Raw genomic sequence first — 12459 nt, 5'->3', positions numbered from 1 at the left:
CAAGGCTGGGACGGAAGTCACTGTCGTTCTCAAAATCGGTGGAGCTGCATGACAAGGTCATCGGGCATTATCTGAACATAAAACACTATCAGTAAGTTGGAGTCATTACCGGGATTCACCGATAGCATGACACAGGTTGTTAACTCCAATAGAATCTTCCCTTTCACCAAGAACATCTATAAAACTAGCCCATTCCACTGTCATTTTATAACCCCATCTGGCGTGTACTTCTCAACTATAATATATCTTGTTTGTTAAAGAACAAATTTATAGCCAAAATTCCGCTAACAAAGTGCCAGGCAATTTAAAGTCAATTACGCCTATCAGAAAGTGTTTCAACAAAGTCATTATAGGCTTCATGAAGATGATAAAAATAAGCATCGGGCTCATTCTTAACAATCTCGTATCGTGCTAACAATTTTGTGAATAGCCCTTCGGGAACGGGATGAGGTGCGGCTTCGTTTTTATCACAATAAAAATAAAAAAACGCCTTTTCAAGTTCCGGGATAGAAAGTCTTTCCGCCTGGCTATAAAGATACTGATACGCGAAACTCCATTCACTGGACAGTAGTAAAAAATCAAGTGCGGCTGATTTTAGTTCATCATTGGCCTGGGACTGCTGCAAAAATCTCTGGCAATACTTTAGCGCCGTGGGTTGATCTTCCACGAGCAGCATGCCCAGATATTCCAGAGCATCCTCATTCGGATCGTTAAATGAATTGGATTCGACATAGCCGTTTAACAGATTACGCTCTAATCCCGCCTGTAGTTCGCTAACAGTTCTGTTTGTCATTTAAAGTTTCTTGTCTTCATTGTGGTTAATCGTTTCTCTACTGACGGCCCATCATTGATAGATTAGATTCAGTTAAACTGGAGCTATCTTAATACCGCCCTGGCTTTTACCGGTGATAAAAAAACTAGATGATCAAACCCGCAGGGAGCCCCAGCCAGGTTAACTCAAGACATATCCACACGTCCTTGAAAGAGAAAGGAAAACCCTCCTTCACGTTCCATGCTAATCCTGCGCCGACTAAACGGCCAGGGAGCGTCAGGATGAACACGGCCAGACCTATTGCGCAGCACAGGTAAACAAGGTGAATAAACGATTTAGTGCTGTTTTTCATTTGACTAAATGTCTGAAAAACCTGATAGCCCGATGCTAATGATCGGGCCTTCCTTACCTGAAAACCTGAAACGGGACATTCTGAAGTGCCGACACAGATTTTAGGATGTTTACTTTTTATACTCGACAAACTTTTCTTCTAAATAATTCATCCAGTTCTCCATTAAATGATTCATATTTTCCATCTGAGAATGCGTTGATGGATCATATCCATCAGAAGCAGGCATATATTTAACAAAACCCTCTATTTCAGTGGGGTAGTCAAAATCTGCATAAATAATTTCAACTTCAGATAATGGATCTGCAAAACTATCACGATTTTTCCAAAGCCAGCTTAGAACAATAAACAACCATTTTTGCCTAATCGTCGAGTCATTTTCTTGCTCAAACCCTGTACACAATTCCTCTAAAAAGAGAGACACCTGATTTGAACTGTCAGGCATAAGGAATGATAATTCAAGTTCAGAATCAGCATAACTTCCCGTTAAGACTATTTGTTCCGCCATTTTTATGGGCACGTCTGATGCAATGAGATTATTTTCATAACCCCACTTCACCTCACACCATGAAAGATGAGCATTTTCAACAATAAAATCATAGGGTACCGGATATAACGTCATGTCACTTATCCTTCGGTGGCCGTTGATTAGGAAGACCTGTTATCTTACCATTTTCAATAAATCTTTGGTGTGTTACGTTCCCTTGCTTATCATAGATATACTCATATATACCTTTCTTATCATTAAAGGAACCTTCAGCCTGAAGAAGTTTTCTTTCTACACCATCACCCCCTTTGAGCGTGAAAACTTTTCCCTCCATCAATTGCTCCCGGCTCAGATAACTTGCCCCCCGATGAGTGGGATCGGGTTTTAAACCACTACCAATTCTGTCTGCTTTAAGAATTTTATTAACAACCGAAGATTTTAATGCTGTTTCCACCATACTCGTGGTTTTCACAACAATCTTCTGCGTGAGAACGACGCCGTTTTTCACCACCCCTGCACCACCAGCAAGCAGTCCAGCTATATCGGTAACCAGCTTGCCACCTTCGACCCCCGCATTAAACGAACCACTTGCGCCAGCTTTCTTATACTCTGCTTCCATATGGTCAATACGATCTATATAAGACTGCTTTATCGCATCTGAAACGTTACCTAACACATCGCCACTGTTAAACAGTGATTTCAGCGCTTCGTAAGTTTGCTGCGGATTTGCCCCGACCTTTACGATACCGTCAACGGCATCATACAGTCCTGCCGGCACGCCTGCGATCATCCCTGCTGCAAAGCTGCCATCCTGTCCAAGGTCAATCGCAGTCCATTTAGCCTGTGCGCCTGCCTTACAAGCTAAAGTCTGACATTCGGCAATTTCTTTATCTCTCTGAGCCTGTTGTTTCTGGCTCAAATAGTTATTCTCAACCGTGGTCATACCCGCCTGCGCCCCCGCCACAGCAGACGCAGAGCTGTCGCCCACCAGTCCACCGGATAAGCCCGCCGCCAGCGTCGCCAGCGCAGAGACCGTCTGCTTCTGGGTTTCGTCCAGCTCGTCGGCCGGTTTCCCGTACATCTCGGTGGCGATCATCCCCACCAGCTCGCCCGTGGCGGCTCCGGCGGCACCCGCCAGCGCGTCCTGCCCCTGGGCGGCGGCCAGCGCGGCGTTGACCACCGCGTGCGCGGCAACTTTGCCCTCGTCGCTCAACCCGCTGCGGTGCCCAATGACATCAGCCAGGTACGGTGCGGCACCGCCCGCGAGGGCCGCGCTGAGATCGCTCCCCGCCAGGCCCTGAACCGCCGCCGTCGCCGCCTGAATCGCCCGCTGATACTCCCCGCCGGTGCCAAAGCCGGAAGCATTCATCGCATCGTTGTACGCCGTCTGGTAGATCTGGCCGTTAATATCTTCCAGCGTCGCGGTTTTGCCCGGATTGGCTTTTTCCCACGCCGCTTTCGCTTCCTGCAAATCCTGCGCGTTGACGTTTTTCAGCTTCTCCTTCGCCGCGTTGGTGGCGCGGATGCTCCCCTCGGTGCGGGCAATATCCGCTACCTGATTGCCAATCTCGCCGATCAGCTGCGCCTGCTGGAGTCGCTCCTGCTCTTTCTCTTTGTCGAAGATAGGGGAGAGGGTCTGGTTGGCGTGCTCCACGTCGCGGCTGAGTTGATTGACATCCTGAACCTGACGATCCTGATCGCGGACAATCAGGGAGCCGTCCGATACTGCGGCGTGCGTGGTGCTGCTGTCATGCCCGTCGCGGTTGGCCCCCACCAGCAGGCCGTTCGCCATGTTGCCAGCAAACTGGCTGCCGATGCTGCCCCCGGTGCTCATGCCCACGCTCTGGTGTTCCACCTCGAAGTCGGCGCGGTTTTCGATATCGCTAAAGCCAATGGTGCCGGTATCGAGACGGTTTTTGTCAGCGGTAGCCGTTGAGCCAATCACCGCCCCGTTGAGCTGGGTATGTTCGCCCACGGTGACGTCGTAGCCGCCTTTGCCGGCGAAGATCCCGGTCTGCTCCACGACAGAGTCGTAGTTGCTGTGCATCTTGTCGCGGCTGAGGTTGGCGCTGGCCGAGCCGGTCATGGAGCCGATGCTGAAGCTGCCCCCCGCGCTGGCGTTCTGCTGCTTCGAGTCGTAGCGATCGCTGTCCTGCTCGGAGGTGAGGGTCAGGTTGCGGCCAATATCCGCTCTTACCGTTTCGCCGCTCACCTGCGCCCCGGTCAGGGTGGCGTCACGTCCGGTCAGGATATTCACCTGGCGGCCCGCGTCCACGGTGGTTTCGCTGTGAGTGGTGCCATTGCCGCTCTCGTTACCCTTGCCGCGGTTGACGCTGGCGGAGATGTTGATGCCCGCGCCGCCGGAGCCGTACCCGATGCCCACCCCGACGCTGCCGCCCTTGCTCTCGTTTTTGCCATCCAGCAGCTGGGTGTTTTGCGCAGAGCGCAGATACAGATCGCGGTTGGCGGCGAGGGTCAGATCGTTGCCCGCCTTCAGCTGGCTGCCTTCCACGGTCAGATCCCCGTCGGCGCCGCGCGCGCCGCTGCCGGTGGCGACAACGCTGAGATCGCGCCCGGCGTTAAGCGTGCTGCCCTGGGCGGTGTTCTGCTCGCTGTACTGGGTCGATTTCGACGACTGGCTGCCGTAAGAGAGGCTGATGCCCACGGTATTGGTGTTTGATTTGTCTGCCCCCAGCGCCTGGTCCATGCGTGCGGCCTGGGCAGCCTGCACGCCGGAGAGCGCGGCCTTCACGCCCTGCAACGCCTGCAGGCGGCCGCTGCCGGAGGATTTCGCCTGCTGGGAGGCCTCGACGGCGCTGTTCAGCGCGCTGCCGACGGTGCCGGAGAGCGCCAGGGTCAGCCCGGAGGTTTTCTGTTCTACCTCGTGGGTCTGCTGGCTGCGGTTGTTCACCGCCGTGATGTCGACGTTTTTACCCGTGAGCGTCATGTCCTGACCCGCCACCAGATCCGAGCCGCTTACCGTCAGGCGATCCCCTGCGCGCAGGGTCAGATCGCCGTCGACGCTGCCGACGGTGCTGCCCGCCTGGGTCGCGTCCGCGCCGGTGTCGGTGGTTTTGATGCTCCGGGTGCCGACGCTAAAGCCGATCCCGCCCGAGCTCAGCAGCCCCGATTTTTTCTCCTGCTTCTGGTGCAGCTCATTATTGCGTTCGGCCTGGGTCTCCACGCTCAGGTTGTTGCCTGCCAGCAGGGCCACATCCCCCGTGCCCGCCACGTTGCTACCGCGGACGGTGAGATCGTTTCCGGCGGTGAGGTTTACCGTGTCGCCGTTCAGCTCGCTGCTCTGCACCGTCTGACGGGCGATCTGGTCGCGGGTGGTGGTGGTGGTTTTCGACAGCCAGCCGTTGCCACCCACCACTTTATGCCGTTCGTCCAGATTCTGGGTGTTTTCACCCGCCGTCAGGGTCAGGTTATTCCCGGCGCTGACGTTAAGTGCTTGTCCGGCGGAGAGGGCAGCGGCGCGGGCGTTGAGGTCATTCCCGGCTGCCAGGGTCACGTCGCCTTTGCCGGTGACCTCGCTGCCGATGCTGTTGGTCTGGCCCTGTTTCAGGCTGTTGTCTCCATCCCACACCAGGCTATCGCGGCTGGCGGTCTGGAGATCGTTGAGGGTCATATCCCGCCCGGCCACCAGCTGCGCTTTGCCGTTCTCGCCGCTGGCGATCACCTGTGCGCCGGTCAGGGTGATATCCCGCCCGGACTGCAAGGCCAGTTTGCCGTCGTCGCCCTGCACGTAGATGCCGGAGACGCTGTCGATGGTGGTGCGGGCGAAGCGGTTCTCGCCGTTCACACTGTCGGCACTGAGGGTGGTGCTGGTGAGGTTAATGTCGCGTCCGGCGCTGGCCAGCAGGCTGCTGTCGCCCACGATGGCACCGCCGATATTGTTGATATCGGTGCGCGCGTTGAGGTTGACGTCCGCCCCCTGGATGGTGCCGGTCTGGTTGGTGATGTTGTCGGCGTCCAGTTGCAGGACTTTGCGCCCGGCAAGGGTGCCGCGGTTAAACAGGTCGCCGTTAAGCTTGATGGAGACGTTGTTCCCGGCAATCAGCGCGCCGGAGCCGTCGATATCGCCCGGTTTCACTTTGGCGTAGACCTGCGGCACCAGCACGTTCTCGGTAGAGCCGTCCGGCATCTTCACCCGGGTGTTGACCAGCCAGACGATATCCCCGGTCAGCAGCGCCATCTGCTCTGGCGTCAGCGCCACGCCAATCTTCAGGTCGTACTGCTTGCCGAAGGTGATGCCGCGATCCATCAGCGCCTTGTACTGCTCTTCGTCGTTGCTGTAGCCGTCGAGATAGCGCTGGCCGGTGATGCCAATCACCTGCTCGCGGATCAGGCGCTGCTCGTAGTAGCCATCCCCCAGCCGTTTCAGCGTGTTGTCGCCGTCGGTGGTAAAGGCGTCCTGCATATAGTCGCTGCCGAGCCACTGGCGCTCGTTAGTGAAGCGCGGATCGGTCTCCACCAGGTACGGCACCTCCGCCGACGGGTTCACCTTGAACAGGCTGTTGTCCGGCAGGGTGGTGTTGGGGCCGATAATGCGGATCGCGCCGTCGGCCGGGGTCACTTCAAACTGCTGTCCGGCAGGCGGGGTCACCGGCTCGCCCGGCGAAACGGTCTGCTGCGGGGCGGGTTTTACCCCCGCGGCCTGGCCAATGGTCACGTCCGTTCCCTGCACTACCCGCGGGGTGATGCTGAGGTTGCTGCCCTCCACGCTGCCGTTGCTGATCAGCTGGCCCGGCTTCAGGGAGATGTCCTGAATGGTGGTGGGCGGGGTGTATGCCGTGCGGTCGCGCCCTTGTTCATCGTCGCCTTTGTGGCGAATACGGTAGTAGTGGGTGACGGTGCCCTCATCGGTGGTGTAACGCTTGCCGGGCACGTCCTCGTTCTTCACGCTGCCCATCTGGTCGATTGCCAGGGTGCCGCCCGCGATCACCTGGCTCTTGTCGTTAAACAGCTTGTCGCCGGTCATCAGCAGGTTACCTCCGGCGAGGATCTTCGCCGGGTCGCTCTCTTTGATGCGCGTTTCGTCAATGGTGCGGGTGTAGTCGTACTGGTTGAAGTTGTCGTTATTTGCGCCGCTGTCTTCTGGCGTATTCAGGTTACGCAGTCCGTCGGAAGAGTTGTCATCCACCCAGACGCCTTTTTCTGTCGAACTCCAGCGGTTGGTTGAGCCCGTGTGCTGATAGTCGGTGAGCTCTTCCTGCGACACCCGCACCACCTCGGTGGAGAAGTGGTCGTTGATGTTATTGATCTGCCCGGCGGCAATCGCCATATCCCCGGCGGATTCAATGGTCGAGCTGTGGTTGTTAATGGTCGCGGCGCGGCCAGTGACGGCGCCGTTATCATCCAGCGCGCCGCCGATGCTCATGCTGCCCGCGCTGTAGATCAGGCCGTGGTCGGCGTTATTCAGGGTCTGCACGCCGAGGTTGACGCGCTCGCGACCGGCCAGCGTCGCCGCGGTGCCGTTTTCGGCGAGGTTGTTAAAGGTGATCGTATTGACGCCCACCGCGTCGCCATAAATCCGCCCGGTGCCGGTGTTGGTCAGGGTGTTGGCGTTGATGCGGGTGGCGATCCCGTCGATCAGGCCGGTGTTGCGTACCGTGCCGCTGGCCGTCAGGGTGGTGCTGCCCGCGTTGATTTCACCGCTGGCGAGGTTAGTGAGGTTCGCGCTCTGCACGTCCAGCACGCTGCCCGCCATTAGCTGGCCGCTGTTGGTGAGATCGCCGTCGGTGGTGAACGTCAGGTTGCCGTTGGCGAGGGTGGTGCCGCTGTTATTCACGCCGCTGTTGCTGTGAAGCGTCATATCCCCCAGCGACAGCAGCTGGCCGCTGGCATCCAGAGACTGAGCCTCCACGCGCAGCGCTTTACCCGCTTTCAGGGTGCCGCCCGCGTTCAGCAGGTTCAGGGCGCTACCGCTGAGATCCAGGGTATCGCCCGAGGCCAGCACCCCCGCGCCGTTGTTCAGCACGCCGCTGTTATTGATGCTCAGGGTGTTATTCGCCAGGATACTGCCGCGCTGGTTATCCAGACTCCCGGTGTTCAGCTCCAGGCTCTGGCCCTCCAGCCCCTGGTTCTCGCCGAGCGTACTGGTGTTAACAAATTCCAGGGCAGTGAGGGTCACGTTTTTGCCGCTGCGGATCAGCCCGGAGACGTTATCCACCATACCCTGGGCGCTGTCGAGCAGCAGGTCGCCCACCGACTGGATCTCTCCGCCGCCGTTCTGCAGGTTACCGGTATGCAGGGCGGTATCGGCCTCGCCAATGATGCGTCCATTGTTGCGGTTATCCAGGCTGGTGGCGGCGATCTCCGCCGCGCCGCTGGCCGCCAGGGTGCCAGCCTGGTTATTCACGTTGTCCGCCGAGAGGTTCAGCGCCCCCAGGCTGTTCAGGGTGCCCGCGCTATTATCCAGCGTGCCGGAGGTGACAGCCACGCCGTCACCCTGCAGCACGCCTATATTATTGATGAGCTGCGAGGTGCCCAGCGACAGGCTCCCTGTCGCAGCCAGCTGCCCGGACGTATTGTTCAGCGTGCCGCCGTTGAAATTCAGGCTGTCGCCGGAGAAGGTAGTCCCCTGGCTGTTATCCAGCAGGCCGCCGCTGAGGGTCATAGCTCCGACCGATTTCAGCGCGCCGCCGTTATTGGTGAGGGTGTCGAACCCGGCGGTTAACGTCCGGTTCGCGCCAATCTGCCCGTCGGTGTTGTCGATAGCCCCCGCGCTCAGGCTAAAATCGCCCTCGCTCGCCAGGAAGCCGCGCTGGTTATTCAGCGCGCCGCTCTCGAGGCTAAGGGAGCCCTGAGAGAGCAGGGAGCCGGAACGGTTATCAAATTCATTCAGGGCCAGTGTCGCGCCGTCGGCGACAATCACCCCCTGCTGGTTGTCGAGGCTTGCGGCGCTTATGCGCTGGGTTTTCGCCGCCTCAATGCGGCCTCTGGCGTTGTTCACCGCCTGCCGGCTGGCAATCTCGCCGTCACCCGCGCTAGCGGAGATCAACCCCTGCTGATTGTTTACGCTCCCGGCCTCAATCCGGGTGTTGCCCGCTACCGCCACGATCTGCCCGGCGGTGTTGTCGAGGGTCCCGGCCTTAAGCTGCACGCCGTTCGCCGCGCCAATCTGCCCCTGCTGGTTATCGAGGATGCCCGGCAGGTCTACCGCCAGGGTGCTGCTGCCGCGCTGGACGATGTTGCCTTTCTGGTTGCTGAGGTCGTGGGCGCTGACGCTGATGGTCTCCGCCCCCAGCGTGCCGCCGTTGTTATTGAGCATTTTGCCGGTACGCACAGTCAGTTCGCTGGCGTTGATCTTCGCGCTGGCGGTGCTCACGCCTTCCGCGCCGCCGTCCAGCAGTACGCGTTTGCCCTGGGTCTGGCTGCCGCTGACGTCCACCCCCTGGCCGCGGGCGCTGAGATTGCCGCCCGCCAGGGTTTGCCCGTGGGCGCTTAGCTGGCCGCGGGTGCGAATGTCCAGATCGCCCGCGTCGGCGAGCGTGCCGTCGCTTTTTACCCCGGCGGCCAGCACGCTCTGCTGACTGCCGGTGAAGCTGGCCGCGCTCACCCGGACGTTATTCGCGGCGGTCATCACGCCGCTGTTGTTCACTTCCCCTGCGGTTTGCAGGCTGGCACTGTCGCCAGCGCGCAGGGTACCGCTGTTCTCAATCCGTCCGTCAGCGGAGATCGTCACGCTGCCCGCCTGGGCGCCAATGGCCCCGGCGTTACGTACCCCGACGCCGCTCTCGGTGCCGACCATGCGGATTTTGCCTGCGTACATGCCGCCGAGGCTGGCCACGTCCACCGCCAGCTGCGGGCGGGTGGCAGGATCGTCGCTGCCTTTTTCGATCGTCTCGTGGGCGGCATCCACCTTGTTACGCCCGGTGGTGACCTTCAGATCGTTGGCCCACAGCCCGGCGTTAACCTTCACCGAGCGGGCGATGATGTCGGTGTAATCCGCGCCGGAGGTGTCCATCCCCGCGCCTTCGACCACCACTTCGCCGCGTTCGACGTTAAACCCGGTCAGCGCGCCGTCTTTCATCTGCGGCTGGCCGGTGGTGAGGGTGGCGCGGTTGGCGTTGATAAAGCCGCAGCCGCTACAGGTAATGCCTGACGGGTTGGCGATCACCACCTGGGCTTTCTTACCGGCCACTTCGATCATGCCGTTCAGTTTGCTCGGGTCGCGGGAGCTCACCTCGTTGAGGATCACTTTAGCTTCGCCTTTTGCCAGCCACGGGTTGCCCGCCACCATGCCGCCGATATTGGTCTGCACGTTTTTGTGCGAGTTGTTGAGGATCGCCCCTTTCTGGTCCACGTCGAACTGGGTGTAGTTATTACGTGACACCCCGGCAGCAGATGGCGTCTGGATATTGACCTGCGGCGTGCCGTTGGCGCTGTTGATGACCGTTGGCTGCTGGTTTTTTGGCGCACCGGCGTCGGCCACGATAGTGGCCTGCGCCGTCTGCACGGCCCCCATCGCCAGCCACAGGCTAAAGCTTAAGGCGCTCACCTTGCCGATAAGCTGGCTGTGGGTATGGCCAATGCCGGAAGAACGGGACGAACCGGCGCGGCCGGAGCGGGCGATATCCGCCACCACCATCAGCATGCCGCGCGCTTTGTTAAAGACAATTCGGTACAGGTTCTTATTCATGGTTCATTCCTTTAAACGCTTCCGGCAGGCTCACGGCGAGCGGGTGATTCTGTTGCCACTCTCTGGCGCGTTGACGGCTGACGTGGCTGCCATGGAACAGCATCACGCGCTTGCCACGCGCCGCGCCGCGGTGATACAGCGCGCGGCAGACGTGGTCGGGGAAGATATCGCGACGCATCAGGTTGTACATCGCAGCGGTATGGCCGAAGGGGGCGATCCAGTCGCAGAACCAGATCCGATCCCCACAGTCCCAGTCCGCCTCTCGCATCTCAATAGCGGGGCGGGTGAGGTAACGGGCTTCCGCCTCCTCGTTCAGCCAGGCCCAGCTGAGGAAAAAGACCGGACGGTCGTTTTCGCTCACCAGCACGTACTGGCGGCGCTTGATGATCGGCAGCATCAGGGTGGGCAGGGCGTGCAGGGGGGCGTCCCGGTGCATCGGGGAGTGCATCCACAGCCAGACGGTGGCGCCCAGCACTTCGGCCTCGCTCTCCTCACCGCCGAGGATCAGCGGCGCTTTGATATCCAGATCTCCGACGCGCATCACCAGCTCCAGTTGAGGTTAAAGCCGAGCGTCAGATCGCTGGTTTCAAAGCCGTCCGGCTTCGAGAACGGCGTCCCGGCGAACAGGTCGTAGCCGGTGTTAAAGGCGTTACCGCGCAGGCCCGCCACGCCGCCTGCCAGGTGTTTACCCACCTGGAGATCGGAACTGTAACCGCCCACTTCGCCGTAGTCAGCGGCCAGATAGAATTCCTGGTTCGGCAGCGGCGTGCGCCAGGCCACGTCGTTACGCACGTACCAGCCGTGGCTGGCGCTGAGGGTGCGTTCGCCGTCAAAGCCGCGCACCGTCCAGCGGTTGCCGATGGCGAACTGATCCTGCGGCGTCAGCGGCGTGTTGCTGATCTGGCGCAGGTATTGCACGTTGTAGCGGAAGTTTTGCGTGCCGATGGCAAATGGCAGGTCGAGCTGGGCGCTCAGCAGGGTAATTTTGCTGAGCGCAGTGGCATCGCCCCAGTACTCTTCCGGCGCAGGTTGGGCACCAAACCAGCGGGTGCCGCGCTGATAGCTGATGCCCGCATCCAGCGTCGCCTGGCCGATGTAGTGGCGATGATCCAGCCCGATGCGCCAGCCCGCGGTCTGACGGCGCTGAACGCCCACTTCCGTGTCGTCGATATAGTTGCGGGTCTCCCGCGCCAGCACGTCGTAAGAGAAGGTGGTTTTTTGCGAGCCGCTGCGATGCAGCACGCGGCTAAGCTGAATGTCGAGGTTTTTACTTTTACCGCTGTAGCGATAATCCTCGTTCAGCCCGGCGACGGTCTGGTGGTAGTCGTAGTCGCTGCCGGTGACGCCCAGCATCCAGTAGCCGAAGGGCACCGAGTAGTGAGCGGTGACGTTTTTACTCCCTTTGCCGCCCTTGTCGTTCAGATCGTGGCTGGCAGAGACGTAGAGCAGATCGCTCAGCGAGAAGGGGTTATCCAGCGACAGCGTCACGCCGCCCTGGTAGCGCCCGGTGGTTTCGGTCCCGGCATCGTCCAGCGAGAGGCCGATACGCCACATTTTGCTCTGCTTGCGGGTGATGACCACGTCGCTCTCGCCCGGGTTTTCCCCTGGCAGCAGCTCCATACTGGCCTCGACCGTTGGCAGGCGCTGTAAGTTTTCCAGCCCCTGTTCAATATCGCGCAGATCCAGCAGGTTACCTTCGTGAGCCGGGAAGGCGCTGTAGAGCTGGATATAGTCGTCGCTCTCTTTGGTCAGCTTCACGTGGCGGATAGTGCCCGGCACGATGGCCAGCTTCAGGGTGCCGCTCTTCAGATCCTGCGACGGGGCCAGCACGCGGGTGGTGATCCAGCCGTGGTCGACGATGCGGTTCTGCAGGGTGCTCATCAGCAGGTTAATGCCCTTGCCGCCCAGACAGCGCCCCTGCGCCTGGTCCGCGATACGCTGCAACGGCAGCCAGTGGGGCAGGGCCTCCTCGCCGCTCAGTTCGACGCGGTTAATCGGAAAACAGGGCGTTTCGGTCGGGAAGGCAATGTTACCAGAACCGGACGACGGTTCTGAAAGGCGCACATCGGGGACCGGCGGGGTTAATTGCTCCTCTAATGCTCTCTGGCGCTGCTGCTGAATAATAAATTGATTATCAGGTGGTGCCGCGTGGGCAGAGAACATTAAAGGCAGACCAGAGGCTGTCGCCATTATCAGGGCGATAT

The 12459-nt window shown here is 59.4% G+C and carries 6 protein-coding genes; 1 reads left to right on the top strand and 5 read right to left on the bottom strand.

Going from position 1 to position 12459, the window contains the following annotated elements; all coding sequences use genetic code 11:
- The coding region (locus tag FHC51_RS00125; RefSeq protein ID WP_000306640.1) for an IS1 family transposase at positions 1 to 95 on the top strand (95 nt) is incomplete at its 5' end.
- A 215-nt stretch (positions 96 to 310) separates the two neighbouring features.
- Here FHC51_RS00125 and FHC51_RS00120 read toward each other — a convergent pair.
- The 5 genes from FHC51_RS00120 to FHC51_RS00100 form a co-directional block, all read right to left on the bottom strand.
- Complete coding sequence (locus FHC51_RS00120; protein ID WP_156239640.1) at positions 311 to 793, bottom strand: hypothetical protein; 483 nt, start codon at positions 791 to 793, stop codon at positions 311 to 313.
- 440 nt (positions 794 to 1233) lie between these two features.
- On the bottom strand, positions 1234 to 1743 hold the full coding sequence (locus tag FHC51_RS00115; protein WP_156239639.1) for a DUF2247 family protein: 510 nt from the start codon (positions 1741 to 1743) through the stop codon (positions 1234 to 1236).
- A 1-nt stretch (position 1744) separates the two neighbouring features.
- Positions 1745 to 10255, bottom strand: coding sequence for a hemagglutinin repeat-containing protein (locus tag FHC51_RS00110; protein WP_220434638.1), 8511 nt, complete (start codon positions 10253 to 10255; stop codon positions 1745 to 1747).
- Complete coding sequence (locus tag FHC51_RS00105; RefSeq protein ID WP_220434637.1) at positions 10248 to 10796, bottom strand: toxin-activating lysine-acyltransferase; 549 nt, start codon at positions 10794 to 10796, stop codon at positions 10248 to 10250. Before FHC51_RS00105 ends, FHC51_RS00110 begins: the two co-directional genes overlap by 8 nt.
- Entirely contained in the window at positions 10796 to 12445 is a 1650-nt protein-coding gene (locus tag FHC51_RS00100; RefSeq protein WP_375373813.1) for a ShlB/FhaC/HecB family hemolysin secretion/activation protein, read from the bottom strand. Before FHC51_RS00100 ends, FHC51_RS00105 begins: the two co-directional genes overlap by 1 nt.
- Positions 12446 to 12459 lie beyond the last annotated feature (14 nt).

It is taken from the genome of Leclercia sp. EC_58 (genome assembly GCF_019584355.1).
Taxonomy (GTDB): domain Bacteria; phylum Pseudomonadota; class Gammaproteobacteria; order Enterobacterales; family Enterobacteriaceae; genus Enterobacter.
This window is presented reverse-complemented; position numbering and strand designations above follow the sequence as displayed.

Excerpts from the sequence above, each read along its gene's own strand:
- FHC51_RS00100 (WP_375373813.1), bottom strand. The coding sequence starts at position 12,445 with ATGGCGACAGCCTCTGGTCTGCCTTTAATGTTCTCTGCCCACGCGGCA.
- FHC51_RS00115 (WP_156239639.1), bottom strand. The coding sequence starts at position 1,743 with ATGACGTTATATCCGGTACCCTATGATTTTATTGTTGAAAATGCTCAT.
- FHC51_RS00120 (WP_156239640.1), bottom strand. The coding sequence starts at position 793 with ATGACAAACAGAACTGTTAGCGAACTACAGGCGGGATTAGAGCGTAAT.
- FHC51_RS00110 (WP_220434638.1), bottom strand. The coding sequence starts at position 10,255 with ATGAATAAGAACCTGTACCGAATTGTCTTTAACAAAGCGCGCGGCATG.
- FHC51_RS00105 (WP_220434637.1), bottom strand. The coding sequence starts at position 10,796 with ATGCGCGTCGGAGATCTGGATATCAAAGCGCCGCTGATCCTCGGCGGT.